The 26,044-nt window shown below is 69.8% G+C and carries 22 protein-coding genes; 7 read left to right on the top strand and 15 right to left on the bottom strand.

The genetic code is table 11. The features are described from left to right. Positions 1-57: 57 nt before the first annotated feature. On the top strand, positions 58-1,071 hold the full coding sequence (locus WHX56_RS21825; RefSeq protein ID WP_129242525.1) for a response regulator: 1,014 nt from the start codon (positions 58-60) through the stop codon (positions 1,069-1,071). A 13-nt stretch (positions 1,072-1,084) separates the two neighbouring features. Here the strand turns inward: WHX56_RS21825 and WHX56_RS21820 are convergent, their stop codons facing one another. After that, positions 1,085-1,564, bottom strand: a complete 480-nt coding sequence (locus tag WHX56_RS21820; RefSeq protein WP_338878972.1) for an Lrp/AsnC family transcriptional regulator — start codon at positions 1,562-1,564, stop codon at positions 1,085-1,087. A 191-nt stretch (positions 1,565-1,755) separates the two neighbouring features. On the opposite strand from WHX56_RS21820, the gene WHX56_RS21815 reads away from it, so the two are divergent. Further along, complete coding sequence (locus WHX56_RS21815; protein ID WP_129242527.1) at positions 1,756-3,039, top strand: cystathionine gamma-synthase family protein; 1,284 nt, start codon at positions 1,756-1,758, stop codon at positions 3,037-3,039. A 19-nt stretch (positions 3,040-3,058) separates the two neighbouring features. Here WHX56_RS21815 and WHX56_RS21810 read toward each other — a convergent pair whose 3' ends face one another. After that, positions 3,059-4,567: an MFS transporter gene (locus WHX56_RS21810; protein ID WP_338878971.1), complete on the bottom strand. Its 1,509-nt coding sequence runs from the start codon at positions 4,565-4,567 to the stop codon at positions 3,059-3,061. Positions 4,568-4,712: 145 nt separating this feature from the next. Here WHX56_RS21810 and WHX56_RS21805 point away from each other — a divergent pair, with 145 nt between their 5' ends. Continuing rightward, positions 4,713-5,591: a LysR family transcriptional regulator gene (locus tag WHX56_RS21805; RefSeq protein WP_287753478.1), complete on the top strand. Its 879-nt coding sequence runs from the start codon at positions 4,713-4,715 to the stop codon at positions 5,589-5,591. 1 nt (position 5,592) lies between these two features. Here the strand turns inward: WHX56_RS21805 and WHX56_RS21800 are convergent, their stop codons facing one another. The 6 genes from WHX56_RS21800 to WHX56_RS21775 are packed head-to-tail and all read right to left on the bottom strand — an operon-like array spanning position 5,593 to position 13,559. Beyond that, a complete protein-coding gene (locus tag WHX56_RS21800; RefSeq protein WP_129242530.1) occupies positions 5,593-6,579 on the bottom strand; it encodes a tripartite tricarboxylate transporter substrate binding protein in 987 nt (328 codons plus the stop codon). Positions 6,580-6,633: 54 nt separating this feature from the next. Next, on the bottom strand, positions 6,634-7,872 hold the full coding sequence (locus WHX56_RS21795; RefSeq protein ID WP_338878970.1) for a CoA transferase: 1,239 nt from the start codon (positions 7,870-7,872) through the stop codon (positions 6,634-6,636). Positions 7,873-7,876: 4 nt separating this feature from the next. After that, a complete protein-coding gene (locus tag WHX56_RS21790; RefSeq protein ID WP_338878969.1) occupies positions 7,877-9,013 on the bottom strand; it encodes an acyl-CoA dehydrogenase in 1,137 nt (378 codons plus the stop codon). Positions 9,014-9,022: 9 nt separating this feature from the next. After that, a complete protein-coding gene (locus tag WHX56_RS21785) occupies positions 9,023-10,219 on the bottom strand; it encodes an acyl-CoA dehydrogenase family protein (RefSeq protein ID WP_338878968.1) in 1,197 nt (398 codons plus the stop codon). A 9-nt stretch (positions 10,220-10,228) separates the two neighbouring features. Further along, positions 10,229-11,410 (bottom strand): acetyl-CoA C-acyltransferase, encoded by a 1,182-nt coding sequence (locus tag WHX56_RS21780; protein ID WP_129242534.1) that lies wholly within the window; start codon positions 11,408-11,410, stop codon positions 10,229-10,231. 25 nt (positions 11,411-11,435) lie between these two features. After that, on the bottom strand, positions 11,436-13,559 hold the full coding sequence (locus tag WHX56_RS21775) for a 3-hydroxyacyl-CoA dehydrogenase NAD-binding domain-containing protein (RefSeq protein ID WP_338878967.1): 2,124 nt from the start codon (positions 13,557-13,559) through the stop codon (positions 11,436-11,438). A 207-nt stretch (positions 13,560-13,766) separates the two neighbouring features. Between WHX56_RS21775 and WHX56_RS21770 the strand changes: the two genes are divergently transcribed. The 4 genes from WHX56_RS21770 to sodC all read left to right on the top strand — a co-directional run bounded on the left by WHX56_RS21770 (position 13,767) and on the right by sodC (position 18,267). Beyond that, a complete protein-coding gene (locus WHX56_RS21770; RefSeq protein WP_338878966.1) occupies positions 13,767-14,711 on the top strand; it encodes a LysR family transcriptional regulator in 945 nt (314 codons plus the stop codon). A 90-nt stretch (positions 14,712-14,801) separates the two neighbouring features. After that, positions 14,802-16,190: a gluconate:H+ symporter gene (locus WHX56_RS21765; protein WP_338878965.1), complete on the top strand. Its 1,389-nt coding sequence runs from the start codon at positions 14,802-14,804 to the stop codon at positions 16,188-16,190. A gap of 58 nt (positions 16,191-16,248) precedes the next feature. Continuing rightward, entirely contained in the window at positions 16,249-17,577 is a 1,329-nt protein-coding gene (locus tag WHX56_RS21760) for a DUF445 domain-containing protein (RefSeq protein ID WP_165360247.1), read from the top strand. Between the two features lie 165 nt (positions 17,578-17,742). Further along, positions 17,743-18,267: a superoxide dismutase family protein gene (gene sodC, locus WHX56_RS21755; RefSeq protein WP_129242538.1), complete on the top strand. Its 525-nt coding sequence runs from the start codon at positions 17,743-17,745 to the stop codon at positions 18,265-18,267. 9 nt (positions 18,268-18,276) lie between these two features. Here sodC and WHX56_RS21750 read toward each other — a convergent pair whose 3' ends face one another. The 7 genes from WHX56_RS21750 to WHX56_RS21720 all read right to left on the bottom strand — a co-directional run bounded on the left by WHX56_RS21750 (position 18,277) and on the right by WHX56_RS21720 (position 26,022). Then, positions 18,277-18,900 carry a glutathione S-transferase gene (locus tag WHX56_RS21750; protein WP_338878964.1) on the bottom strand — a complete coding sequence of 208 codons (624 nt, stop codon included), beginning with the start codon at positions 18,898-18,900 and terminating at the stop codon, positions 18,277-18,279. Positions 18,901-18,985: 85 nt separating this feature from the next. Beyond that, positions 18,986-20,221, bottom strand: a complete 1,236-nt coding sequence (locus WHX56_RS21745) for an MFS transporter (protein WP_338881816.1) — start codon at positions 20,219-20,221, stop codon at positions 18,986-18,988. 107 nt (positions 20,222-20,328) lie between these two features. Further along, on the bottom strand, positions 20,329-21,120 hold the full coding sequence (gene map / locus WHX56_RS21740) for a type I methionyl aminopeptidase (protein ID WP_129246250.1): 792 nt from the start codon (positions 21,118-21,120) through the stop codon (positions 20,329-20,331). Then, on the bottom strand, positions 21,121-21,366 hold the full coding sequence (locus tag WHX56_RS21735) for a ParD-like family protein (RefSeq protein WP_043547892.1): 246 nt from the start codon (positions 21,364-21,366) through the stop codon (positions 21,121-21,123). A gap of 78 nt (positions 21,367-21,444) precedes the next feature. Further along, positions 21,445-22,089, bottom strand: coding sequence for a DUF2894 domain-containing protein (locus WHX56_RS21730; protein WP_338878963.1), 645 nt, complete (start codon positions 22,087-22,089; stop codon positions 21,445-21,447). Further along, positions 22,079-22,729 (bottom strand): OmpA family protein, encoded by a 651-nt coding sequence (locus tag WHX56_RS21725; protein WP_338878962.1) that lies wholly within the window; start codon positions 22,727-22,729, stop codon positions 22,079-22,081. Before WHX56_RS21725 ends, WHX56_RS21730 begins: the two co-directional genes overlap by 11 nt. Continuing rightward, complete coding sequence (locus WHX56_RS21720; protein WP_338878961.1) at positions 22,726-26,022, bottom strand: DUF802 domain-containing protein; 3,297 nt, start codon at positions 26,020-26,022, stop codon at positions 22,726-22,728. Before WHX56_RS21720 ends, WHX56_RS21725 begins: the two co-directional genes overlap by 4 nt. Positions 26,023-26,044 lie beyond the last annotated feature (22 nt).

Here is a 26,044-nt window from a genome sequence, read left to right as displayed (position 1 = left end):
CACAAAGGTTTTCCGGCACGAGGAATTCGACACCTCGCCGGAAACGAAGGACTGACCATGTACCCTTCCATAGAGAGTTCGGCCTCGGCGAGCCTGCATTCGCACGCGGCGATGGTGTTGCTGGTCGACGACCAGGTGATAGTGGGCGAGGCCGTCAGGCGGGCGCTGGCCTCGGAGGGCAATATCGATTTCCACTATTGCTCGGGCCCCGACAAGGCGCTGGCCATGGCGATCCAGACCCGGCCCACCGTCATTCTGCAGGACCTGGCGCTGCCGGGCGTGGACGGGCTGAGCCTGGTGCAGGAATACCGCAGCCATCCCGTGACGCGCGACATTCCCATCATCGTGCTGTCCACCAAGGAAGATCCGGCGAGCAAGAGCGCCGCCTTCGGGGCGGGCGCCAACGATTACCTGGTGAAGCTGCCCGATTCCATCGAACTGGTGGCGCGCATCCGCTACCACTCGCGCTCGTATCTGGCGCTGGTGCAGCGCGACGAGGCCTACCAGGCCTTGCGCCAGAGCCAGCAGCAATTGCTGGAAAGCAACATGGAATTGCGCCGGCTGACGAATTCCGACGGGCTGACGGGCCTGGGCAACCGGCGCTATTTCGACGAATACCTCAATGCGGAATGGCTGCGCGCGCGCCGCGACGGCCGCGAGATCAGCATGCTGATGATCGACGTGGACTATTTCAAGTCCTACAACGATACCTACGGCCACATCGCGGGCGACGAGGCGCTCAAGCGCGTGGCCAATACCATCTTCGCCAGTTGCGACCGGTCCAGCGACCTGGCGGCCCGTTTCGGCGGGGAAGAGTTCGCGCTGGTGCTGCCGGGCACGCCGGCCGGCGGCGCGCGGCTGGCCGCCGAAAAACTGCGGCGCGCCGTCGCGGCCATGCAGATTCCGCAGCGGGACGCGGGCTCGGGCCCCTGGCTGACGGTCAGCATCGGCGCCGCCACGGCGGTGCCGCGCGGCGAGCAGCCGTGCACCGAGCTGATCCAGGCGGCCGACCGCGGCCTCTATCAAGCCAAGCGCCAGGGCCGCAACCGCGTGGTGCCCGGCACGATATAGCCGCCGGGCGGCCCTACAGGTGCAGCTTGGTCGAGGACTTGACCTCGTGCATCGACAGTGTGCTGAGCAATTCCTTCACGCCCGGCAGGGGGCGCAGGCGGTTGCGCACGAATTCCGAATAAGCGTCGAAGTCGCGCGCCACGATGTGCAGCAGGTAATCGTGCTGGCCGGTGGTGTTGTGGCAGGCCAGGACCTCGGGCATGGCGAGCACGCCGGCCTCGAAGGCGCGGCAGGTCTTTTCCGTGTGGTTCTCCAGCGAGATGCTGACGAAGGCCACCACGCCCATGCCCAGCGCGCGGCGGTCCAGGATGGCCTGGTAGCCCCGGATCACGCCGGACGATTCCAGGCGCTTCAGGCGTTTCCAGCAGGGCGAGGCGGACAGCGACACGCGCTCGGCCAGCTCGGCGTTGCTGAGCCGCCCATCTTCTTGAAGGATTTTCATGATTTTCCAATCGATCGCGTCAAGTTGATGTGACGAGGCAGTATCTTTCATGGAATGGCAGACGTAGGAAATATTGTTTTCCATTATCGCTTTCCGGCAATGTAAATGGAAAGAATATTGCCGCGGCGTGACGCCATACTGCCATGCATCCCCAGGCCGCCGGCGCTATTGTTTTCGCATGCGTGACGCGCCCGCTCCGGCAGTCCCTGCCGGGGGCCCGCAAACCGAGAGAGAGGCAGACCATGAGTTACTCCAGCTATCACAAGAAAGACATCTTCGGCCGCCCGCTGCACGCGGAAACGCAGATGATGTCCTACGGGTTCGACCCCTTTCTGTCGGAGGGCGCCGTCAAGCCGCCGGTATTCCTGACCTCCACCTTCGCCTTCCGCTCGGCCGAGGACGGGGCGGCCTTCTTCGACCTGGTGTCGGGCCGCAAGCCCCTGCCGCAGGGCGAGTCGGCGGGGCTGGTGTACAGCCGCTTCAACCATCCCAACCTGGAAATCGTGGAAGACCGCCTGGCGCTGCTGGACGGCTCGCAGGACGCCGCGGTGACTTCCAGCGGCATGTCGGCGATCAGCGCGGTATTCCTGGCGTTCCTGCGCCCGGGCGACCAACTGGTGCAGTCGGTGCCCCTGTACGGCGGCACCGAGACCCTGATCTCCAAGATCTTCCCGGAGTGGGGCATCGGTTCGCACGCCATCCGCGACGGCCTGTCGGCCGACAGCATGCGCGCGGCGCTGGAGGCCGCGGCGGCCCAGGGGCCGGTCCGCCTCTTCTATGTGGAAACGCCCGCCAATCCGACCAACGCGCTGATCGACTTCGAAGCCATGAAGAACGAGCTGGACGCGTTCGAGGCGCGGCACGGCTACCGCCCGATTTCGGTGTGCGACAACACGCTGCTGGGGCCGATCTTCCAGAAGCCCGTCGAACACGGCGTGGACCTGTGCGTGTATTCGCTCACGAAGTACGTGGGCGGCCATAGCGACCTGGTGGCGGGCGCCGTCACGGGCAGCAAGGAACTGATCAAGAAGGTGCGCGCCATCCGCAGCGCGTTCGGCTCGCAGTTGGACCCGCATTCCTGCTGGATGATCACGCGTTCGATGGAAACCGTGGTGCTGCGCATGAAGCAGGCGGCACGCACCGCGACCAAGGTGGCGCAATGGCTGTCGGGCAATCCGCACGAAAAGGTGCGGATATATCACCCCGAACTGATCGCCGACCGGGCCTACCAGGAGGTCTACAAGCGCCAGTGCACGGGGCCGGGCTCCACCTTCGCGTTCGTGCTGGAAGGGGGGCGGGCCGAGGCGTTCCGCTTCATCAACGCGCTGCACCTGTTCCGGTCGGCGGTGAGCCTGGGGGGCACTGAATCCCTGATCTGCCATCCCGCGTCCACCACGCATTCCGGCGTGCCGGCGGCCGAGCGCGATGCGGCCGGCGTGTCCGAAGGGCTGATCCGGGTGTCCATCGGGCTGGAACACGAGGAAGACCTGATCGCGGACATGGACCACGCCTTCCGCAACGGCTGACCGGCGGAAGGCTTGCGCCTCAGGCCTTCATCCGCCGGCGGTTGAACAGCACGAACGCCGCCGTGGCCAGCAGCAGCGCGGTGGCGGTGGCGAGGACGGCCGCGTAGCCGGTGTCGAACGCGGTCCTGGCCAGGCGGGCCAGCGTTTCGCCCAGGTCCGCCGGCACGCCTTCGGCGACGATGAGCGCCTGGTCCAGGCTGTCGCGGGCGGCGGCGCCGGACAGGCCGTCGGGCACCGCCAGCGAGCGCGCGTACACGCCCGACAGGATGGAGCCCATCAGCGTGACGCCCAGCGCTCCGCCCAGCTCGTACGAGACCTCTTCGATCGAGGCCGCCATGCCGGCGCGCTCCGGCGTGGCGCTTTGCATGATGGTGCTGGAGGCCGCCGTCATGGTGGCGCCGATGCCCGCGCCCAGTATGCACAGGCTGGCCATCTGCGGCGCGATCGACGCGTCGTAGCTCAGCAGGTAGCCGGCCATGCCGATGCCCGAGACCAGCAGGGACAGGAACAGCATGCGCGCGCTGTCGACGCGCCCCAGCAGCCAGCCCGCGAGCGGGCCCGAGACGAAGGCGGCCAGCGACAGCGGCAGGATGAAGAGCGCGGCTTCCAGCGGCGATTTGCCCATGACCAGTTGCAGCCGCTGGCTGAACACCAGTTCCATTCCCAGCAGGGCCGCCGCCGCGAACAGCGCCGCCGCCACGGCCGAGCTGAAGGCGCGGTTGCGGAAGATGGCGAAGTCGATCAGCGGATAGGGCCGCGCGCGCTGCCGGCGGACGAAGACCGCAAGCAGGGACGCGCCTGCCGCGCAGGCCAGGCCGGCATGCGTCCACGAGGGCGCGGGCTTGCCCAGTTCCTTCAGCGCGTAGGCGCAGAGAATCAGGCCCGCCATCACTTGCAAGGAGCCCGGCAGGTCCCAGGGACGGGACGCGTCCGGACGGCTGGCCGGGATGTGGCGCCACGCTAGCGGCAGGGCCAGCAGCACGATGGGCACGTTGATGAGGAACACCGAGCCCCACCAGAAATGCTCCAGCAGCACGCCGCCCACGACGGGCCCGACGGCCGCGCCGCCCGAGGCCACCGACGCCCAGACGCCGATGGCGATCGCGCGCTCGCGTTCGTCGGCGAAAGTCAGCCGCAGGATCGACAGGGTGGCGGGCATCATCATGGCGGCGCCCACCGCCAGCAGCGCGCGCGCCGCGATCAGCGCGGGCGCGCCGGGCGAATAGGCGGCGGCCAGCGAGGCCGCGCCGAATACCGCCAGGCCCGCCATGAACAGGCGTTTGTGGCCCAGGCGGTCGCCCAGGGTGCCCATCCCCAGCAGCAGGCCGGATACGACCAGCGCGTAGACGTTCACGATCCACAGCTTGGCCGACGCGGTGACGTTCAATTCATGCGTCAGGCGGGGCAAGGCGGTGTAGAGGACGGTCATGTCGACCACGATCAACAACAAGGCGCTGGACACGATGGTCAGCACCAGCCAGCGGCCCGGCGCGGCCGTGGCGACAGCGTTCGGTTCGGTCCGCTGCATGGTTCTGCTCCTGAATGACTGGAACGCGCCGCGCGGGCGACGGGCCGGAAAGGCCCTCGGTTCCAGGGGCGCTATTATCCATCTTGAAATTTCCTGAGAAAAGTTGGAATCCATCTATTAAATAGATGATTTGCCGGAGGCCATCATGCAATGGACGCTGGAGCAGCTTCGCCAATTCGCCGCCGCGGCGGAGGCGGGGTCATTCTCGGCCGCGGCGCGGCGCCTGGGCCGCGCGCAATCCGCGGTCAGCACGTCGGTGGGGCTGCTGGAGGCGGACCTGGGCGTGGAACTGTTCGACCGCGCGCGCCGCAACGCCACGCTGACCCCGGCCGGCGAGGTGATGCTGCAAGAGGCGCGGGAACTGCTGCGGCAGGCCGGCGCGCTGGAGCAGCGCGCCTTGTCCTTCGCGGGCGGGCGGGAGGCGAGGCTGTCCATCGCCCTGGACGAGGCCTTGCCCTACCTGGTGCTGGACGCGATGGTCAAGGAACTGGCGGAACGCTGCCCGGCGCTGGAACTGACCCAGTTGAACGGCACCGCGACGGAAGTGGCGGACTATGTGGAGCAGGGGCGCGCCAGCGTGGCCTTCCACTTCGACCGGGGCGATCCCGGCCCGGCCTACGCGCACCGCTATCTGGGCGACGTGGCCCAGGGCATCTTCGTGGCGCCGGGGCATCCCCTGGCCGCGCTGCCCGAGGTCGGGCGCAACGACCTGGCCCGGCACCGCCAACTGCTGATGCAGATGGACGGCGTGGACCAGGCTGTGCTGAGCCCCACGGTGTGGCGGGCCGACAGCAGCTACAACATCGCCGCCATGGCCGCCAACGGCGTCGGCTGGGCCATCCTGCCGCTGAACATCGCGGAATACGAGGGTTACAGCAACGCGCTCGTCGGCGTGCCTTGCGCCGACCTGTCCCTGCCGATGCTGTCGGTGCGCTCTTTGTGGCTGCGGGGCCGCAGCCTGAGCGAAACCGAGCTCTGGATCCAGCGGCGCATGGGGGAACTGCTGCGGCTGGGGGCGCCCTGAATCAATCCTTCGCCATCAATCCCAGGTACTCGATCAGCCCCTTTTCCTTGACGTAGGTGGCCTGGGCCCAGGCCTTGTAGTCCTGGCTGTCGCGGTAGGCGGGTTCCTGGTTGAGCTGTTTCATGACTTCCATGCTGGCGGGGTCGAACAGCGCCTTCTTGAAGGCGTCGTGCAGCGTCTTGACCACGGCCGGGTCCATGCCCTTGGGGCCGGCCAGGCCGTAGGGCGAGGTGGACACGACCTTGTAGCCCAGCTCCTGGGCGGTGGGCACGTCGGGCCAGCGGGTGGTGCGCTTTTCGCCGAAGGTCACCAGCAGGCGCATTTTGCCGGCGTCCACGAACTGGTCCCAGCCGGTGGCGTCGCTTTGCGCCATGACGTGGCCGCCCAGCAGCGCCTGCTGCATGTCGGCATTGCCCTTGAACGGCACGTGGTTCAGCTTGACCTTGGCGTTGATGGCGATTTCCTCGATCAGCAGGTGGGGCGAGGAACCCACGCCGGTGGAGCCGTAGTCGATGGTGCCGGGCGCCTTGCGCGCCGCTTCGATGTATTCATTGAAGGTCTTGTAGGGCGAATCGGCGCGCACCGTGAAGCCGAAGGTGTAGCCGGACAGCCCCAGGATGAACGTGAAATCGTTGATCGGGTCCCAACTGCTTTTCTGCATGTAGGGCATGCGCAGCATCGCCAGCGTGTACAGGCTGATCGTGTAGCCGTCGGGCCTGGCGGTCTTGGCCATGGTGGCCGGACCCAGCGTGCCGCCGGCGCCCGGCCGGTTTTCCACGATGACGGGCTGGCCCAGGTATTTGGAGGCGTCCTGCGCCACGATGCGCAGGTGGCGGTCGGTGGAGCCGCCGGCCGGGAAGGGCACGATCAGCGTGATGGGCTTGGAGGGAAAGGCGTTCTGCGCGCCGGCCTGCTGGGGCAGCGCGGCGCACAGGGCCGCCGTCAGCGCCAGCCCCAGGCAGGCGCGGCGGGTGGTGGGTCGTTGCATGTGGTTTGTCTCCTGATGGCTGCGGCGGGTTCAAAGTGGGCGATGGCGCCAGGCTCAATGCCCGGGCAATGTCAGGACGCCTTGCGCCTGCAATGCCTCTAGTTGTGTATCGGTCATCTGCAGCAAGCGTTGCAGCACGTCGCGCGTGCCTTCGCCCAGGGTGGGCGGCGCATGGCGGATGGGCAGGCGCTGCCCGTCCAGGCGGTACGGCGGCGCATAGATGTGGGTGCTGCCCGTCACCGGGTGGGGCATTTCCCGCGTCAGGCCGCTTTGGCGGGTGCGCTGGCTGGTCAGGGCTTCGTGCAGGCCCAGGACCTTGCCGCAGGGAATGCCGGCGTCGGCCAGGCGCTGCAGCAGCAGGTCGCGGGGAAATTCGCGGATCAGCGCGGTCACCATGGGCAGCAGGCCCAGGCGGTTCTTCGCCCGCTCGACATTGGTGGCATAGCGGGGGTCTTCGACGATGTCGGGCCGCAGGATCACCTGCCGGCAGAACTTGTCGAACTGCGCGTTGGTGCCCACCGCGATGATCAGCGGGCCGTCGGCGGCTTCGAACATGCCATAGGGAACGATCGAAGGATGGGCGTTGCCGAAGCGTTGGGGGTCGTGGCCCAGCAGCAAGGCGTCCAGGCCGTAGTAGCTGGTGACCATGATGCCGCAGTCGTACAGCGCCATTTCGATCAGGCGCCCGCGGCCGGTGCGTTCGCGCCGCAGCAGCGCCGCCAGCACGGCCTGCGCGGCGTACATGCCGGTCATCATGTCCACCGCGGCGACGCCGAACTTCAGCGGCGGCTGTTGCGCTTCGCCGTTGATCGCCATCAGGCCGGTTTCGCCCTGGATGACCAGGTCGTAGCCGGGGCGCGCCGCTTCGGGACCCGAACTGTCGTAGCCGCCGATGGCGCAATAGACCAGGTCGGGCTTCAAGGCCTTGAGCCGGGCGTAGCCCAGGCCCAGTTTTTCGGCGCCGCCGCTCTTGAAATTGTGGATCACCACGTCGAACCGCGGCAGCAGGCGGTAGACGATCTCCACGCCTTCCGTGGACTGCAGGTCCAGGGTGATGGACCGCTTGTTGCGGTTCATGCTGTTGTAGTAGGTGGTTTCGGTCTTGCCGATGCGCATGCCCCAGTCGCGGGTGTCGTCGCCGCGCACCGGGTGCTCGACCTTGACGACTTCGGCGCCGAAGTCGGCCAGCACCTGGCCGCACAGCGGGCCGGCGAACACGCGGGAAAGGTCCAGGACCCGGATGCCTTCCAGGGGCAGGTCCAGGCTGTCGGGGGGCGGGATACCGGTGTCCATGGCGTTACTCCTGAGGGGCCAGGGCAATGAAACGGGCCAGGTGATGGCTTTCGTCGCCGAGCTGGTGATCGATCATGACCAGGCGCTTGGCGTAGTGCGCCAGCGGCAGTTCCCAGGTCATGCCGATGCCGCCGTGCAACTGGATGCTTTCTTCGGCCACCAGCGTGCCGGTGCGGCCGATGGTGTACTTGGCGGCGGACAGCGCGCGCTCGCGCGTGGCGCGGTCGGGGTGGTCCAGGGCCGCCGCGGCGTTGATCACGGCCGAGCGCGCCTGCTCGATTTCCAGCAGCACGTCCGCCATGCGGTGCTGCAGCGCCTGGAAGCTGCCGATGGGCACGCCGAACTGGCGGCGCGTGCGCAGGTATTCCAGGGTGGCGTCGCGGGCGCAATCCATGGCGCCCACGGCTTCCGCGCACAAGGCCAGGACGCCGCGGCCGATGGCGCGTTCGAGCACCGGGTAGCCCGCGCCGGCTTCGCCCAGCAGCGCTTCCGGGGGCAGCGCGAGGCCGTCGAATTCGAGTTCCGCGGCGCGGCCGCCGTCGATCAGCCCATAGCCGCGCACGGTCAGGCCGGGCGTGTTCGCGCCGACCAGGAACAGGCTGATGCCGGCCTCGTCGTCCGGCGCGCCCGCGTTGCGGGCCGAAACCAGGAACAGGTCCGCGTGCTCGCCGGCGGTGACGACGGCCTTGGCGCCGTTGAGCACCCAGCCGCCGGGCCGCCATTCGGCGCGGGCGCCGACCTGTGACAGCTCATAGCCGGAGCCGGGCTCGGCATGGGCCAGCGAGGCGGTGAGGGCGCCGGCGATCAGGCCGTCGAGCGTTTCGCGCTGGGCCGGCGTGCCGGCCGCGGCGATGGCGCTGCCGACCATGAGGGCGTCCAGGACGGGTTCGACGGCCAGGCCGCGGCCCAGCGCCTCGAAGACGACGGAGATGTCGAACCCGGTGCCGCCCAGGCCGCCGTCGGCCTCGGCGAACAGTGCGCCGATGGCGCCCAGTTCGGCGTAGCGGCGCCAGAGTTCGATGCTGTAGCCCCGCTCGGACCGGGCGTGGCGGTCGCGCGTGGCGAAGTCGTACTGCTCGGCGACAAAGCGGCGCAGCATATCCGAGAGCATGCGGCGGTCTTCGGTGTGTTCAAAATTCATGGCCAGCCCTCACAGCCCGAGAATCATCTTCGAGATGATGTTCTTCTGGATTTCGTTGGAGCCGCCGAAGATCGACAGCTTGCGTTGATTGAAGTACTGCGCCGCGGCGCTCTCGGAGCCTTCGGGGCCTATCGGCCGGCCGCCGTAGCCGTCGTGCAGCGCCTCGGGCACGAAGGGCCGGGCGTAGGGGCCCATGGCGCGGCGGTTCAGCGCGCTGATCTCCTGCCGTATCTGCGTGCCGCGTATTTTCAGCATGGAGCTTTCCGCGCCCGGCGCGCCGCCGCCCGCCACCGCGGCCACCACGCGCAGATTGGTGGTGCGCATATTGGCCAGTTCGATCTCGACGCGCGCCAGGCGGGCGGCGAAGTCGGGGTCTTCGGCCAGCGGGCGGCCGTTCCTGCGCTGGCGAGCCGCCACCGCCCGCAGGCGCGCGAGCGCGGCGGCCGATTGGCCCACGCCCGCGATGTTGGTGCGTTCGTAGGTCAGCAGGTACTTGGCGCAGGTCCAGCCGCGGTTCTCCTCGCCCACCAGGTTGCCGGCCGGCACCCGCACGTCCGAGAAAAACACTTCGTTGACCTCGTGTTCGCCGTCCAGCGTGATGATGGGGCGGACCTCCACGCCGGGGCTCCGCATGTCGATCAGCAGGAAGCTGATGCCTTCCTGGCGGCGGCCTTCGTGCGAGGTGCGCACCAGGCAGAAGATCATGTTGGCGTACTGGCCCAGCGTGGTCCAGGTCTTCTGGCCGTTGACGACGTAGCTGTCGCCGTCGCGCACGGCCGTGGTCTTGACGGAGGCGAGGTCCGACCCGGCGCCCGGCTCGGAATAGCCCTGGCACCACCAGTCGGTGCCGTCCAGGATGCGGGGCAGCCAATGGCGCCGCTGCGCCTCGGTGCCGTACTTGATCAGCACGGGCCCCAGCATGCTCAGGCCGAACGGAACGATGCGCGGCGCGGCGGCCAGCGCGCATTCCTCGTCGAAGATGTATTTCTCGACGGTGCTCCAGCCGGTGCCGCCGTATTCCACGGGCCAGTGGCTGGCCAGCCAGCCCCGGCGGTTCAGGATGGCGTGCCATTCGACCATGTCGGCGCGCGCCAGCAGCTTGCCGCCGGCGACCTTGGCCGACAGGCGTTCGGGCAGGTGCTCGGCCAGGAAGGCCCGCACTTCGTCGCGGAAGGCGTTTTCTTCGGGGGTGAATTCCAGGTCCATGGGGATCCCTCAATAGATTTCAAACAGTCCGGCGGCGCCCATGCCGCCGCCCACGCACATCGTGACGACGGCGTAGCGCGCGCCGCGGCGGCGGCCTTCGATCAGCACGTGGCCGGCCAGCCGGGCGCCGGTGACGCCGAAGGGATGGCCGAGCGCGATGGCGCCGCCGTCCACGTTCAGGCGGTCCATCGGGATGCCCAGCTTCTGCTGGCAGTACAGGGCCTGCGAGGCGAAGGCTTCGTTCAGTTCCCAGAGGTCGATGTCCTGCACGGACAGGCCGTGGCGGGCCAGCAGCTTGGGCACGGCGTAGACCGGTCCGATGCCCATTTCGTCGGGCTCGCAGCCCGCGATGGCCAGGCCGCGGAACGCGCCCAGCGGCTGGATGCCGGCGCGTTGCGCTTCCGCGGCTTCCATCAGCACGCAGGCCGCGGCGCCGTCCGACAACTGCGAGGCATTGCCCGCCGTGACGAACTGGCCGGCCCCGCGCACCGGCGCCAGCGCGGCCAGGGCCTCGTAGGTGGTGCCCGGGCGGTTGCAGGTGTCCCGGTCCACCGTCACTTCGCGTTCGCTGACGGCGCCGGTGGCGCGGTCCGTGACGGACATGGTGGTGGTGACGGCGATGATTTCTTCGCGGTAGCGGCCGGCCGCCTGCGCGGCCTCGGCGCGCGCCTGGCTTTGCGCGGCAAAGCGGTCCTGGTCTTCGCGGCCGATGCCGTAGCGCGCCGCGACGATGTCGGCGGTTTCTATCATGGGCAGGTAGAGCTCGGGCTTGTTGGCCACGATCCAGGGGTCCATGCCGCTGACGCCATCGTCGCGGGTGCGGATCTGCGAGACGCATTCCACGCCGCCCGCGATCATGGCGGGCGCGCCGTCCATCACGATGCGGCTGGCGGCCGTGGCGATGGCCTGCAGCCCCGACGCGCAGTAGCGGTTGACGGTCGCGCCGCCCACGCTGGCCGGCAGGCCGGCGCGGACCACGGCCTGGCGACCGATGTTGCGGCCGGTGGCGCCCTCGGGGTAGCCGCAGCCGATGATGGCGTCCTCGATCAGCGCCGGATCCACGCCGGCGCGTTCGACCGCCGCGCGCACGGCGTGCGCCGCCAGCGTGGGGCCGGCGATCAGGTTGAATTCGCCGCGCCCGGCCTTGGTGATGGGCGTGCGGGCGGTGGAGACGATAACGGCTTCGCGCATGGAGAGACCTATGGAAAGAGGGGAATCAGGCAGCCCGGTTCAGGCTGGCGAAATCGCGGCCGGCATCGGCCAGTTCGACGAGCAGCGGCGAAGGCGACCAGAACGCCGGGTCTTCCTTGGCGTACTCGCGCAGATCGGCCAGGATGCCGGGCAGGCCGACGCTGTCGGCGTAGTGCAGCGGCCCGCCGCGGTGGCGCGGAAAGCCGTAGCCGGACACCGCCACCACGTCGATGTCGGACGGGCGCAGCGCGACGCCTTCGCGCAGCACGTTGGCGGCTTCATTGATCATGGCGGCCAGGTAGCGGCGCTGGATCTCCTCCTGCGTAAAGGCGCGCGGGCTCACCCCGGCGCGCGCGCGTTCGGCGTCGACGATGGCGAGCACCTCGGGATCCGGCTGGCCCTGGCGCGCGCCGTCGGGATAGAGGTAGTAGCCGCGCCCGGTCTTCTGGCCGAACCAGCCGCGTTCGCACAGGCGGTCGGCGATCTGCACGTAGCGCAGCGCGGGATCGCGGGTGGGGGCGCGGCGCTTGCGCGTGGCCCAGCCGATGTCGCCGCCCGCGAGGTCCATCATCTGGTAGGGCCCCATCGGGTAGCCGAAGGCGCGCACCGCGGCGTCGATGTCGTAGGGCGAGGCGCCGTCTTCCATCATCATGTCCGCGGCCTGCCGGTACGTGGCCAGGATGCGGTTGCCGATGAAACCGTCGCACACGCCGGCGCGCACCGGGATCTTGCGCAGCCGGCGCGCGAATTCGAAGCCGGTGGCGGCCGTGTCCGGCGCGGTATGGCTGCCCACCACCACTTCCAGCAGTTTCATGACGTTGGCGGGCGAGAAGAAATGCAGGCCCAGCACGTCGGCGGGACCGCGCGTGGCGGCCGCGATGCGGTCCACGTCCAGGTACGAGGTGTTGGTGGCCAGCACCGCGCCCGGCTTGGCCACCCGGTCCAGTTGCGCGAAGACGGCGAGCTTGGCGTCCATGTCTTCGTACACGGCCTCGACGATCAGGTCGGCGTCGGCCAGCGCGTCGTAGCCGGTCGCGCCGGTGAAGCGCGCCAGGCGCGCGGCGCGTTCGTCCGCGCTGATCCGCCCCTTGCCGGCCAGCAGGTCGTAGACCTGGGCGACCCGGGCGCGCCCGCGTTCCAGGGCGGCGTCGTCCTGTTCCACCATCACCACCGGCAGTCCGGCGTCCAGCACCGATACCGCGATGCCGGCGCCCATGGTGCCGCCGCCCACGATGCCGACCCGTTCCACGCGGCGCGGCCGGGCCTGTTCCAGTCCGGGGATCTTCGACGTTTCGCGCTCGGCGAAGAAGGCGTGCACCAGTCCGGCCCGCTGCGGGCTGTCCAGGCATTGCAGGAACAGGGCGCGCTCGGCGCGCAGGCCCTCGTCGAAGGGAAGCTCGATGGCCGCGCGCACGGCCTCGACGATCCGGGCGGGCGAGAAGAGCCCGCGCGCCGTCTTGGCCACGCGGTCGGCGGCGGCGTCCACCGCGGCCAGCGCGGCCGGCCGGTCCGCCAGCGCGGCGCCGGCATCGCGCGTGCGGCGCGGGCCGGCGCGCATGGCCAGCAACTGCCGGGCGTACGCCAGGCCGGCATCGAGCGCATCGCTTTCGCCGGCCAGCGCGTCCACCAGCCCGGCTTTCAAGGCCTCGTCGGCGGACAGGTGCTTGCCGGACAGCATCAGGTCCAGCGCCGCCGGCGCGCCCATGAGGCGCGGGGCGCGCTGCGTGCCGCCTGCGCCGGGCAGGAGGCCCAGGGTCACTTCGGGCAGCCCCAGCCGGGCGCCGGGCAGCGCGATGCGGTAATGGGCGGCCAGCGCCACTTCCAGTCCGCCGCCCAGCGCGGCGCCGTGCAGCACGGCCACCACGGGTTTGGCGCTGGCTTCGATCTGGTTGCAGACGTCGGGCAGGGCGGGCGGCTGCGGCGGCTTGCCGAATTCGCGGATGTCGGCGCCCGCGATGAAGTTCCTGCCGGCGCCCGCCAGGACGATGGCGCGGACTTGCGGGTCGGCCTGCGCGTCGCGGACGGCCGCGGCCAGGTCGGCGCGCACGGCCGCGCTCAGGGCGTTGACCGGCGGATGGTCGATGGTGACCACAAGAATGTCTTCATAGCGGCGCGCGCGGGCGGCGCCGGTGCTTGCGCGGTCTGTCATGGACAGTGTCTCCGTTCGGGCGCCGCCGCGGGCGGGCCCCGGGGAAGGGGCCGCGAGGGCGTCGTCTGGCAGGCCAGGGGCGGCCCGCCTTTTTTTGTGGCCTTATTCTTTCTTAGTAAATATGTCTTGACAATGGCATCTATAATTGACACTACGTATAAGAAAATTTGACAATGCCTGCTGGCAAGCGCACGAAGGAGACGCGGCATGGACACCAAATCCCTGACCTTGCTGGTCGAGATCCTGGACGCGGGCAATCTGAGCGAGGCGGCGCGCCGCCTGAAGATGACGCGGGCCAACGTCAGCTATCACCTGGCCCAGCTTGAACGTTCGGTCGGCATGCAGTTGGTGCGGCGCACAACGCGGCGCGTCGAACCCACCGAAATAGGACTGAAGCTGTATCGCCACGGCCGCAGTATCCAGGACGAACTCGCGGCCGCCCGCGAATCGGTCGAAACGCTGGGCAAGACGCCCCAGGGCAAGGTCCGCCTCAGCGTGCCCAGCGGCTACGGCCTGTTCGTGATGGCGCCCTGGCTGCTGGAATTCAAGCAGGCCTATCCGGACATCGTGCTGGACGTGCTGTTCGAGAACAGCGTCGACGACCTGCTGCGCGACGAGGTGGACATCGCGGTGCGCATCATGTCCGAGCCGCCGCAGAACCTGGTCGCGCGCGAACTGGGCCAGGTCCGCTACGTGGCCTGCGCGTCGCGGGCCTATGCCGCCGCCCGCGGCCTGCCCCAGCGCCCGGAAGACCTGGCGCGCAGCCCCATCGTCAGCGCCGCCGTCATCGGTCGCCCGCTGCGCCTGTCCGCCTACTACAGCGGCCAGCCCCGCCAGCACGTGGTGCTGGAGCCCACCGTGATCTCGCGCAACTACGCCTTCCTGCGCGACGCCATCCGCGCCGGGCTGGGCGTGGGCATTCTGCCGGACTACGTGGTGCACGAGGACCTGGCGCGCGGCGACCTGCTGGCCGCGCTGACGCAATGGCGGCTCAGCATCTTCGGGCGCGGCATGTACATGCTGTACATGCCGAACCGGCATCACCCGCGGGCCATCTCCATGATCATCGAATTCATCCTCGAACGCGCGCAGGCCGACCACGAGGGCAAGCCGGGGCTCATGCCGGCGGCAGGGCAGGCGCGCGTTTCCTGACTCGGCGTTCAGCTTCGCGGGAATAAAATCCGTCTTCCTCCCGGCGGCCGGCCCCCGGCGACGCCTCGCCCGTTTTTTCCAGGCCAGACTATGTCTTCGTTCGACATCCAATTGCTGCTCACCGCCTTGGCGAGCGTCCTCGTGCTGGTGGCGCTCATCGTCTCCCGCATCCGCATGCATCCGCTGCTGGCGCTGCTGATCGTTTCCATCGGCGTCGGTTTCGCCACGGGCATGGAGCCCGTGGCCATCGTCAAGAACCTGACCAATGGCGCGGGCAAGACGCTCGGCGCGGTCGGCGTGGTGATCGCGCTGGGCGCCATGCTGGGCAAGATCCTGGCGGATTCCGGCACCACCGAACGCCTGGCCAACGCCATCCTGCGGCACACTTCCGCGCGCATGATTCCGTGGGCCATGACCCTGGTGGCCTTCGTCATCGGCATTCCCATGTTCTTCGAGGTGGGCCTGGTGGTGATGCTGCCGCTGATCTTCAGCGTGGCGCGCAAGCTCGAAAGCCAGGAACGCTTCAAGGGGTCGGCCTACGTGTACGTGGGCGTTCCGGTGATTGCCGCGCTGGCGGCGATGCACGGCATGGTGCCGCCGCACCCCGGCCCGCTGACGGCGATCGCCACCCTGAAGACCACGGTCGGCCCGACCATGATCTACGGTTTCATCGCGGCGCTGCCGGCCATGGTCTTCGGCGGCCCGCTGTATGGCGCCTTCATCGCGCCGCGCATGGCGACCCGCCCCGACGAGGCCTTGCTCGAGCAGTTCACCACGACGCGCCAGCAGGCCGACGGCCGCGGCGAGCCCAGCGTGGGCCTGGGCGTCCTGGCGGCCCTGCTGCCCGCGCTGCTGATGCTGGTGCATGCGCTGGCCGAGATGCTGCTGCCCAAGGATTCCGCCGCGCTGCGGGCCGCCGCCTTCCTGGGCGACCCGCTGGTGGCGATGCTGCTGGGCGTGCTGTTCGCGGCCGTCACCCTCGTGTACCTGCGCGGCGGCGACGCCGAGAAGCTGCGCGATGCCCTGGGCAAGAGCCTCAAGCCCATCGCCGGCATCATGCTCATCATCGCCGGCGGCGGCGCGTTCCAGCAGGTGCTGACGAGCGCCAAGGTGGGCGACGCCATCGTGCAGCTCACCCATCAGTTCGCCTTGCCGCCGCTGGTGCTGGGCTGGCTGATCGCCATGCTGCTGTCGGTCTCCACCGGTTCGGCCACCGTCGGCATCGTGGGCGCCGCGGGCCTGCTGGCGCCGCTGGCGGGCGCCGACCCGGGCCTGAACCTGCCGCTGCTGGCGCTGTCGATCGGCTGCGGCTCGCTGTTCTTCAATTACGCCAATCACGCGGGCTTCTGGATGGTGAAGGAGTCCTTCGGCATGACCATGGGCGAAGCCACCAAGACGATCTCGGTGGTGCAGTCCATCGTTTCCGTGGCGGGCCTCGCGATGGTCCTGCTGTTCGACCTGCTGCCGCCCCTGGGCTGAGGCGCCGCGGCCGCGGGCCGGTATTGTTATGCTGGGTCCATCCCGAGCCGGAGACCCCATGACAGACACGCCCCGTCCCGCCGCCGCGCACGCGACGCGCTCCGCCCTGGCATCCGACGCGCGCCGCGAACAGTTGCGGCGCATGAAGATCGCGGCGCTGGCCTTGCTGGCGGCCATGATCGGCGGCTTCATCGCCAGCCATGCCATGGGCGGGCAGGGCGCCTGGGCCTGGGTGCGGGCGTTCTGCGAGGCGGCCACGGTGGGCGCGCTGGCGGACTGGTTCGCGGTGGTGGCCCTGTTCCGCCGCCCGATGGGCCTGCCCATTCCGCACACCGCCATCATTCCCAGCAACAAGGACCGCATCGGCGACAACCTGGCCGTGTTCGTGCGCGACCATTTCCTGGACCCGGACACGCTGATGGAGAAGCTGCGCGTGTTCGATCCCGCCGCGCGACTTTCCCGCTGGCTGGCGCGTCCCCGCCAGGCGCGCGCCTTGAGCGACGGCGCCCGCAACGTGGCCCTGCAGACGCTGGACCTGCTGGACGACCGGGCGGTGCGCGGCGTGATCCAGGAGTTCGTGGTGAAGACCCTGCGCCGCTGGGACGCAGCGGACACCGCGGGCGAGGTGCTGGGCCTGCTGACCCGGGACGGGCGGCACCAGGAACTGCTGGACGCCGCCCTGGAAAGGCTGGGCGGCTACCTGGGCCAGGAAGAGGTGAAGGCGCGCGCCTCGGGCCTGCTGGTGAAGTTCGCCAAGAAGGAATGGCCGCGCATCATCGCCGCCGTGGACGTGGTGAAGTCGGTGGACGGCATCGCCGACAACCTGGCGGACCGGCTGGCCCGGGCGCTGGTGGAAGAACTGCGCGACGTGCTGTCCGAGCCCGGCCATCCCGTCCGGCGCGACTACGAGGCCTGGGTGCTGGACTACATCCGGCGCCTGCGGGACGATCCCGCCCTGTCCGAGCAGGTCGAGGCCCTGAAGCAGCGCGCCATCGACCATCCCAAGGTGCAGGAGTACGTGCAAGGGCTGTGGGACGACATCCACGCGGCCCTGCGGCGCGACTTGTCGAACGAAGACTCGGCGCTGGCGCGCCATCTGGAAAGCGCCTTGCTGGCGCTGGGCCGCAAGCTGGGCGAGGACCCCGGCCTGCGCGAGGCCATCAACAGCCACGTCCTGGGCGCCGCCCGCCGACTGACCGGCCGGTTGCGCAGCGGCGTCACCGAGCACATTTCGCGCACGGTCAAGAACTGGGACGAACGCCATCTGGTCGACGAACTGGAACTGAGCGTGGGGCGCGACCTGCAATACATCCGCTTCAACGGCACCCTGGTCGGCGGCCTGATCGGCGTGGCGCTGCATGCGCTGGTGCTGCTGTTCCGCGGCTGACCGGGCCGGCCTGCCGGCCGGCGCCGCGCGTTTGTATCAGGAATGAAGATTGCTGGCGGACGGCCAGAGCCGAATGCTATTGTTTTCGGCGGCATGGGCGGCAACGGGCCGGCCATGCCATACCGGGCGCCCGCGGCCCGCGGGCACGAATCTTGGAGGCACTCCATGAAGAAAATCTCGTTGCTGGTCACGGCGCTTGCGCTGGCGGGCGCTTCCGCCGCCGCGTCCGCGGAAAACGTCTCGATGTCGTTCCTGAGCGCCGATGGCGTGGGCAAGAGCGCCGGCACTATCTCCCTCAAGGACACCAAGGGCGGGCTCCAGTTCACGCCGAACCTGAAGGGCCTGCCTCCCGGTGAACACGGCTTCCACGTGCACGAAAAAGGATCCTGCGGCCCGGGCATGGTGAACGACCAGATGGCGCCCGGCGGCGCGGCCGGCGGACACCTGGATCCCAAGGGCACCAAGGCCCACAAGGGCCCCCTGGCGACCGACGGCCACCAGGGCGACCTGCCCTTCATCGTGGTCGGCGCGGACGGCTCCGCCAAGAAGGCGGTCGTGGCGCCGCACCTGAAACTGGCCGACGTGAAAGGGCATGCGCTGATGGTGCACGTGGGCGGCGACAACTACAGCGATACCCCGAAGCCCCTGGGCGGCGGAGGCGGGCGCCTGGTCTGCGGCGTGGTGAAGTAGCCGCGCGCGTCAGGCCGTGCCGTTGCGGCCGTGCAGCCGGTAGCCCTCGCGTTCGGCCAGCCGGTCGTAGTAGGCCGCGACGGCCGGCAGCCGGGGCTTGTCGAAGGGCGTGAGGAACCAGCGGTTCACCGACAGGCCCACGGGTATGTCCGCCAGGGAGAATTCCCCGCCCGCGACATAGGCCCCGGTCCGCGCCAGGCGCTGTTCCAGAATCCCCATGCAGTGCGCCCACGCCTGGCGCGACGCTTCGATGGCGTCGGCGTCCCGGTGCGCGGCGGACTGCCGCGCCAGCGCCATGAAGGCGTAGGACCAGGAGCGGTTCAGGTCGGTGGCCTGCCAGTCCATCCATTGGTCCACGCCGGCGCGCAGCCTGGGTTCGGCCGGGTACAAGGGCAGGCCGCCATACTGCGAGGCCAGGTAGCGGATGATGCTGTTGGATTCCCACAGCACGAAATCGCCGTCCTGGATGACGGGCACCATGGCGTTGGGGTTCAAGGCCAGGAAGCCCGGATCGGAGGTGGGCCGAAAGCCCGTGCCCCAGTCTTCGCGCTCGAACGGCAGGCGCAGTTCGGCGCAGGTCCACAGCACCTTGCGCACATTGATGGACGAAGCCTTTCCCAGTATTTTCAGCATGCTGCGCGCGCCCGGCGCTTCGGTTGGATGACCGGGGCAGTCTAGCGGGCCGCGGCCGGCGCCGCCAGATACAGATGGCCGGCGCTCAACCCGCAACAGATCCGGCCGCGCCGGCTTCCGGCTGGCTGCGCAGCCGCAGCACGGGCGAACTGAACAGCACCGCGAACTGCACGGCGAAGCCCGCCGTGGATACCCACAGGCAGGCCTCGATCCCGGCCCGGGCGGCCAGGGCGGCGCCGATCAGCGCGCCGACGGGACGGGCGCCGAAGGTGGCGGTGACGATCACCGCGGAGACCCGGCCCAGCAGGGCGTTGGGCGTGACCGCCTGGCGCAGCGTGGTGGTCGTGATGGTCCACAGGATCGGCCCCGCGCCGAACAGGAAGAACCCGGCCGCGGCCCAGGCGCCCGACGGATGCGCCAGCGTGGCCAGCAGGAGGACGCTGGCGGCCAGCGCGGCCAGCGGGCCCGCCCCGATCATGGCGCCGAAGGACAGCCGCCGGGCCAGCCACGGCGCGAGCAGCGCGCCCGCCACCATGCCGCCGCCGTACACGCCCAGCGTGGCGCCGACGCCGGCGGCCGACAGGCCCAGCCGTTCGATGGCGTAGGCCACGTAGACCGCCTGCAGCACGAACCAGGCGGTGTTGAAGAAGACGGCGGTGACCAGTACGGGGCGCAGCATCGGATGCGCTGCGACGAAGGCGGCGCCTTCGCGCAATTCGCTCAGCATGCGCCGCCGCGGCCGCGGTGCGGGCGCTTCCCGCGGCAGGCCGGCAAGCAGCAGCGCCGCCAGCAGCGACAGCGCCGCGGCCAGCGCATACGCGGCCGACGCGCCCGTCCAGCCGACCAGGGCGCCGCCCGCCGCGGGGCCGGCCGAGAACGCCGCGCTGCGCGCCAGCTCCAGCCAGCGGTTGGCGCTGGCCAGTTCGCCCGGCGCGACCAGCCTGGGCACCAGCGCGGGCGCCGCCACGTTGTAGGCGACCGTGCCCACCGCGCCCAGGAAGCCCAGCACGGCCAGCCAGCCCAGGCCCAGCCCGCCCGACCACAGCAGCGCGAGCAGGCCCAGCAGGCTGGCCGCGCGCACGGATTCGGCGGCGGTCATCAACGCCTGGCGCGACACGCGGTCGGCCAGCACGCCCGCGGGCAGCGAGAGCAGCAGGAAGGGCAGGGTCTGGGCGGTCTGCAGATAGCCGGTCTGCGCCGCGCTGGCGCCCAGCGCCAGCACCGCCACCAGGGGCGCGGCGGCCAGCGCCATCTGTTCGGAGAGTTGGGCGGCCAGGTTGGACGCGGCCAGGCGGCGGAACGCGGAGGGCAGGGCGGGCATGGGGCGGAGGCGCGCGGGATCGCGCCGCGGAAACGGCAAGGGCACGATCATGGCCGTGCCCTTGCGCGCTTGCACTCCGTTCCTTGCCGTGGGCGGGAACGGGTCCGTCAGGGGATGGGAGGATAGCTGCCGAAGCCGTCCGGCCAGGGCGTCAGCACCTCGTAGCCGGTGTCGGTCACGACCACCATGTGTTCCCACTGCGCCGACAGCGAACGGTCCTTGGTGACCACGGTCCAGCCGTCGGGCAATTGCTTGGTCTGGGGCTTGCCCGCGTTGATCATCGGTTCGATCGTGAACATCATGCCCGGCTGCAGCACCAGGCCCTCGCCCGGGCGGCCGTAGTGCAGGACCTGCGGCTCGTCATGGTAGATCTGCCCGATGCCGTGGCCGCAGTACTCGCGCACGATGCTGAAGTGCTCGCGGTGCGCCACGGTCTGGATCGCATGCCCCACGTCGCCCAGCGTCGCGCCCGGCTTCACGGCCATGATCCCGGCGCGCGTCGCCTCGTAGGTGGTTTCGACCAGGCGGCGCGCCAGCGGGCTGGGCTGGCCCACGTAGTACATGCGGCTGGTGTCGCCGAACCAGCCGTCCTTGATGACGGCCACGTCGATGTTCAGGATGTCGCCGTTCTTCAGCACCTTGGCCGACGGGATGCCGTGGCAGATCACGTGGTTGGCGGACGCGCAGATCGTCTTCGGAAAACCGTGGTACCCCACGTTGGCCGGTATCGCCTTCTGCACGTTCACGATGTAGTCGTGGCAGATGCGGTCCAGTTCGTCGGTGGTGACGCCGGGACGAACGTGCTCGGCGATCATGTGCAGCACTTCCGCGGCCAGGGCGCCGGCCTTGCGGGCCATGTCGATGTCGGCGGCGGACTTGATGGAAACCTTGCGCGCCATTTATGCGGCCTCCTGCTGGGCGGCCTGCGGCAGGCCCTGGGACAGCGAGGCGATGGCGAAACCCTCGGCCTGCTCGATGCGGATCAGCATCTGGCAGATATCCGCGTGGCGCAGTTCGGGATAGAGTTCGGACAGCATGCCGATGCGCATCCAGTGTTCGGCCTGGGAATTGATGGAGCGGCTGAGCGCCCCGCTGGCGACGCGAAGGTTCTCATGCATCTGCTCGGAAATCTTGACGATGCCCATGGTTGATCCATATATGGTTTGTATATGGAACGTATCTTACTGCGGCACGGGGGCGGCGCGCAAATCGGCCTGCGGCGCCTAGCGGGCCTTGCGCGCGGTCTTCTTGGCGCCGGCGCGTGGCGCGTCCTTGGGCGGCGGGGCGGCGGCGGCGGCCATCTGTTCCATCCACATCAGCGCGTCCGTATAGGACAGGAACTGCTGCAGGTAGCCGGGCGACAGTCCGCGCATCAGCGAAAGCGTCCGGTGCACGAGCTGGTTGGAATTGAGCGGGCCGGCGTTCTTGTGCACCTGTTCCTGGGACTGCCGGACCTGGCGGTCGGCGCTGACCCGCGACCACACCCCGAGGAAATACTCCAGCATCGCCAGTTCGGGATAGGCGGCGCGCAGTTCCGCCAGGTCGGGGCCGTCGCGGTCCGCCGATACGGGGCCGGCGAGACGGTCGGCCAACTGCCCGAGCGGTCCGCGTTCGCGGGGGGCGGCCTCGGGCTCGGGGGCGTCCAGCCGGGACGCGCCCTCCAGATCGGCCTCGTAGGCCTGGATTAGCGCGGCCAGCCTGCCGTCCAGCAGCCGCCGCGCTTCGCCGCCATGGGCCGCCGCGCGGCGTTCCATCGCATCCATGAGCCGGAAGCGCGCCGGCGCCGCGCGGTCGGCGCCGCTTTCGCGCCAGGCCTCCAGCAAGGCCCGGACGTCGAGGACGTCCCCGCGGGTCCCGTCACTGCTCACGGGGCTGCCCCGCTTTGCTGGATGGCCCGGGGACGGGGGTGATTTCCACCCGGCGGTTCTTGGCGCGGCCTTCCTCGTCGGCGTTCGAGGCCACCGGCTGTTCGGACCCGAAGGCGGCGGCGAACACGGACGAAGCCGGCACGCCCTCGTCGATCAGCGCGCGCGTGACGGTCAGGGCGCGCTGCGCCGAGAGGTCCCAGTTGTCCGCGAAGCGGCGGTTGCCTTCCCGCACCTGCTGGTCGTCGGTAAAGCCGCTGACCATCAGGATTTCGTCGTGCGTCTTCAGGTAGGCCGCCAGCGGTTCGATCAGCATCTTCAGGACCTCGCGGCCCTCGGGCTGCAATTGGTCGGAGTTCAGGGCGAACAGCACGCTGCCGCTGATGCCGATGCGGCCGTCGACCAGCGTCACGCGGCCCGCGGCCAGCGGGCCGGCCAGCGCCTGCTCCAGCGTTTCGCGGCGCTGCGTTTCGGCCTGGCGCTGCTTGACCTCTTCTTCCAGTTGGTTCGACAACTGCAACTGCACGGCGACGACGCTGACCAGGATCAGGACGAAGGCGCCCAGCAGCACCGACATCAGGTCGCCGAAGACGGCCCAGGCCGGCGCTGTCGGCTCCACGCCGCCGTCGATGTCCTCGCTCATGCGCTTTCCGCTCCGGCCGCCGCATGCTGGCTGGCCAACTGCTGCAGGTTTTCGACGATCTGCTTCTGCGACATCATGCTCAGGTCCACGACCTCACGGGCCTGCGCCACGTAGTAGGCCAGTTGCTCGTCGCCGCGCGCGATGGACTTGTCCAGCGCCGCCTCGATGCGCTGCAGGTGCGCCACCAGCTTGTCGTTGGATTCGCCGAACGACTGCACGGCCGCGCCGAAGGATTCGCCCAGGCTGGCGACTTCGACGGCGCTGCCGGTGACCTGCGCGGCCACGTCGGCCAGCCTGCCGGCCTCGCTTTCGACCAGGCCGGTGAACTGGGCGCCCACGCGGTCCAGCAGGCCGGCCGACGACTCGACCAGCGCGTCCACGGCCGAGCGCTGTTCGGCGGCGGTGTGGTTGACGGCGTCCAGCAGGGTGCCCAGTGTTTCCAGCAGGCGGCTGCGCTCTTCCAGCATGTCGTTGTCGCGCGCCATGCTGTCGGACAGCTTCTGGCGCAGTTCGCCGATGACTTCGGCGGCGGCGCGCGGCGCTTCGGACGCGGCCTGCACCAGGCGGCCGATTTCGGCGATGGTCTCGCTGGCGTGGGCCTGCGTCTGCGACGCGATGTCCTGCGCGGTCAGCGCCAGCGTGTCGCAGATCTGCTGCTGCTGGCTGGCGGTGCTGGCGCCCGCCTGCTCCCATTCGGCGCGCAAGGCGTCGGCCATCTCGCCGAGCCTGCCGGTCCAGGCGGACAGGCGTTCCCGGTCCTGCGAGGCCAGCGCCTCCTGCAATTGCGCGTGCGACTGGCCCAGCGTGCCCAACAGGGCCGCCGAGTGCCGCTCGAAGGCCGCCGCGGCGGCTTCCAGGGCCTGCTGGTTGTCGCTGGCCAGCTTCGCGCCGACCTGTTCCTGGCGGGACTGCGCGTCGGTCCAGGCCTGGGTGACATTGCCGGCCGCCGTTTCCAGGCGGTTGGACACGCTTTCCAGCAGGCTGGCTTGCGCCTGTGCCTGCGCGGTAAGGTCGCGGGCGGTCTGGGACAGCGTGTCGCTGATTTCCAGTTGGCGGACGGCGGCCTGCGTGCCGGCCTGTTCCCATTCCTGGCCGAGCTGGGCGGCCATCGCGGACAGCGTGCCGGTCCAGGCGGACAGGCGTTCCTGGTCGCGCGAGGCCAGCGTCTCCTGCAATTGCGCGTGCGACTGGTTCAGCGTGCCCAACAGGGCCGCCGAGTGCCGCTCGAAGGCCGCCGCGGCGGCTTCCAGGGCCTGCCGGTTGCTGCTGGCCAATTGATCGCCGACCTGCTCCTGGCGGGACTGCGCGTCGGTCCAGGCCTGGGTGACGCTGCCGGCCGCCGTTTCCAGGCGGTTGGAAACGTTTTCCAGCAGCGCGGCCTGCGCCTCCGTCCGGGTGGCGACGTCGCGCACGGCCTGGGCCAGCGACTCGGTGATTTCCTGCTGGCGGGCCACGGTATGCTCGCCGGCCTGTTCCCACTGCCGGCCGAGCGCGGCGGTCATGGCGCCCAGCGTGCCGCTCCAGGCGGCCAGCCGTTCCTCGTCGCGCGAGGCCAGCGTGGCCTGCAGGTCCGCGTGCGACTGGTCCAGCGCGCGCAACAGCGATGCGGAATGCTGCTCGAAGGTGGCGGCCGCCGCCGCCAGCGCCTGCTGGTTGTCGCCGGCCAGCCTGGCGCTCGCGGCTTCCTGGCGGGAGAGGGCGCTTTCCCATTGCTGCGACACGCCGTTGGCCGCGGCTTCCATGCGGGCCGACACGCCTTCCAGCAGGCTGGCCTGGACGGCCGCCTGCGAGGTGATGTCGCGCACCGTCCGCGCCAGCGTCTCGGCGATGCCTTGCTGGCGGTCGGCGGCCTGGGCGCCCGCCTGTTGCCATTCCTGGCGCAGCGTCGCGCCCATGGCGCCCAGCGTTTCGGTCCATGCCGCCAGGCGCTGCTGGTCGCGCGAGGCGAGTTCCGATTGCAGCGCGGTGTGGGATTGGTTCAGGGTGCGCAGCAGCGATGCGGAATGCTGTTCGAAGCTCGCGGCCGCGGCCGTCAGCGCCTGCAGATTGTCGCCGGCCAGCTTTTCGCTGGCCTGCTCCTGGCGGGCCAGCGCATGGGTCCACGCGTCCGACAGGGTGCCCGACGAGGTTTCCAGGCGGGAGGAAACGCTGTCAAGCAGGGCGGCCGAGCGTTGTTCGAAGGTCTGGGCAAACCGGTCCAGCGACGCGCGCAGGTCCTGCGCCAGCGCCTCGCTCGCGCGCTGCTGTCCGGCCAGGGCCTGGTTCCAGATGTCGGCCACGTTCGCGGTCGAGGCCTGGAGGCCGGCCGTCAGGCCGTCCAACTGCCGCTGCACGGCCTGGGTCACGGTGTCCTGCAAGGACGCCGTTTCGCGCGACAGGCCCGCCATCGTCGCTTCCACCACGGGTTGCAGGGCCTCGCCGGCGGAGCGCGCGCTCTGCGCCACGCCGTCCTTCATGGATTGCTCCATGACGGACGCCAGGCGGGCGTAGGCCGCCTCGGCCTTGTCCTGGAACGCGTCCTGGCTGGCCAGTTGCCGCTCGTTCAGCGACTGGTTCTGGCGGGCCATGCCGTCCACCATTGTCTGTAGCTTGTCGACCAGCGCGGGCATGGTCTCGGCCTGGCGCTGCATGACTTCGGCCTGCCGCTGGAGCAGCTTGAAGGATTCTTCGCGCTGATAGCCCTGGGAATACACGCGCAGGGTCGTCGCCGCCTTGGCGTCCAGCCATTGCGCCGCCCGGACCCGGTCGCGCCGGCACAGGGCCGCCAGCAGCCCCAGCATCGCGGAAGCGGCCACGCCGGCGATCGACGTGCCGAACGCGAACCCCAGGCCCTTGACCGGCGCGGCCAGCGACGCGCGGATGGCGGCCAGGTCGGTGGCGCTTTCCAGCGCCAGGCCGGTGCCGCGCAGCGTGACGACCATGCCCAGGAAGGTGCCCAGCATGCCCAGCAGCACCAGCAGGCCCACGAGATACGGCGTGAGCGCCGGCCCGGGCAGCCCCGCGCGCTCGCCTTCGATGCGCAGGCGCGCCGCATTGCGCAGGCTGGGGGGCAGTTGGTCCAGCCAACTGCCCAGGTTGCCCGGCGCCTCGGACAGGCCGGAGAGGGCGCGGGCCAGCGACGAAGTCGCCTGCTGGTAGCGCCACAGTTCGAACGCGCCCGTGAGGTAGCAGGCGGCGATGAGCAGGGTCACGGCCAGGGCCAGCGGGTTGGTGCCCGCGTAGCCGATGCCGATCCAGCCCACGACGGCCAGACCGGCCAGGAAAACAACGAGATTGATCAGGTATTTGGACATAGTGTCCTTAATGTGAACAGAC

The sequence above is a fragment of the Achromobacter veterisilvae genome, from assembly GCF_037619525.1.
Lineage (GTDB): Bacteria > Pseudomonadota > Gammaproteobacteria > Burkholderiales > Burkholderiaceae_B > Achromobacter > Achromobacter veterisilvae.
The sequence above is the reverse complement of the archived record's forward strand: the minus strand, read 5'-3'. Positions and strand labels throughout refer to the sequence as shown.

Coding starts and splice junctions, on each gene's coding strand:
- WHX56_RS21825 (WP_129242525.1), top strand. CDS start 58: ATGTACCCTTCCATAGAGAGTTCGGCCTCGGCGAGCCTGCATTCGCAC.
- WHX56_RS21820 (WP_338878972.1), bottom strand. CDS start 1,564: ATGAAAGATACTGCCTCGTCACATCAACTTGACGCGATCGATTGGAAA.
- WHX56_RS21815 (WP_129242527.1), top strand. CDS start 1,756: ATGAGTTACTCCAGCTATCACAAGAAAGACATCTTCGGCCGCCCGCTG.
- WHX56_RS21810 (WP_338878971.1), bottom strand. CDS start 4,567: ATGCAGCGGACCGAACCGAACGCTGTCGCCACGGCCGCGCCGGGCCGC.
- WHX56_RS21805 (WP_287753478.1), top strand. CDS start 4,713: ATGCAATGGACGCTGGAGCAGCTTCGCCAATTCGCCGCCGCGGCGGAG.
- WHX56_RS21800 (WP_129242530.1), bottom strand. CDS start 6,579: ATGCAACGACCCACCACCCGCCGCGCCTGCCTGGGGCTGGCGCTGACG.
- WHX56_RS21795 (WP_338878970.1), bottom strand. CDS start 7,872: ATGGACACCGGTATCCCGCCCCCCGACAGCCTGGACCTGCCCCTGGAA.
- WHX56_RS21790 (WP_338878969.1), bottom strand. CDS start 9,013: ATGAATTTTGAACACACCGAAGACCGCCGCATGCTCTCGGATATGCTG.
- WHX56_RS21785 (WP_338878968.1), bottom strand. CDS start 10,219: ATGGACCTGGAATTCACCCCCGAAGAAAACGCCTTCCGCGACGAAGTG.
- WHX56_RS21780 (WP_129242534.1), bottom strand. CDS start 11,410: ATGCGCGAAGCCGTTATCGTCTCCACCGCCCGCACGCCCATCACCAAG.
- WHX56_RS21775 (WP_338878967.1), bottom strand. CDS start 13,559: ATGACAGACCGCGCAAGCACCGGCGCCGCCCGCGCGCGCCGCTATGAA.
- WHX56_RS21770 (WP_338878966.1), top strand. CDS start 13,767: ATGGACACCAAATCCCTGACCTTGCTGGTCGAGATCCTGGACGCGGGC.
- WHX56_RS21765 (WP_338878965.1), top strand. CDS start 14,802: ATGTCTTCGTTCGACATCCAATTGCTGCTCACCGCCTTGGCGAGCGTC.
- WHX56_RS21760 (WP_165360247.1), top strand. CDS start 16,249: ATGACAGACACGCCCCGTCCCGCCGCCGCGCACGCGACGCGCTCCGCC.
- sodC (WP_129242538.1), top strand. CDS start 17,743: ATGAAGAAAATCTCGTTGCTGGTCACGGCGCTTGCGCTGGCGGGCGCT.
- WHX56_RS21750 (WP_338878964.1), bottom strand. CDS start 18,900: ATGCTGAAAATACTGGGAAAGGCTTCGTCCATCAATGTGCGCAAGGTG.
- WHX56_RS21745 (WP_338881816.1), bottom strand. CDS start 20,221: ATGCCCGCCCTGCCCTCCGCGTTCCGCCGCCTGGCCGCGTCCAACCTG.
- map (WP_129246250.1), bottom strand. CDS start 21,120: ATGGCGCGCAAGGTTTCCATCAAGTCCGCCGCCGACATCGACATGGCC.
- WHX56_RS21735 (WP_043547892.1), bottom strand. CDS start 21,366: ATGGGCATCGTCAAGATTTCCGAGCAGATGCATGAGAACCTTCGCGTC.
- WHX56_RS21725 (WP_338878962.1), bottom strand. CDS start 22,729: ATGAGCGAGGACATCGACGGCGGCGTGGAGCCGACAGCGCCGGCCTGG.
- WHX56_RS21720 (WP_338878961.1), bottom strand. CDS start 26,022: ATGTCCAAATACCTGATCAATCTCGTTGTTTTCCTGGCCGGTCTGGCC.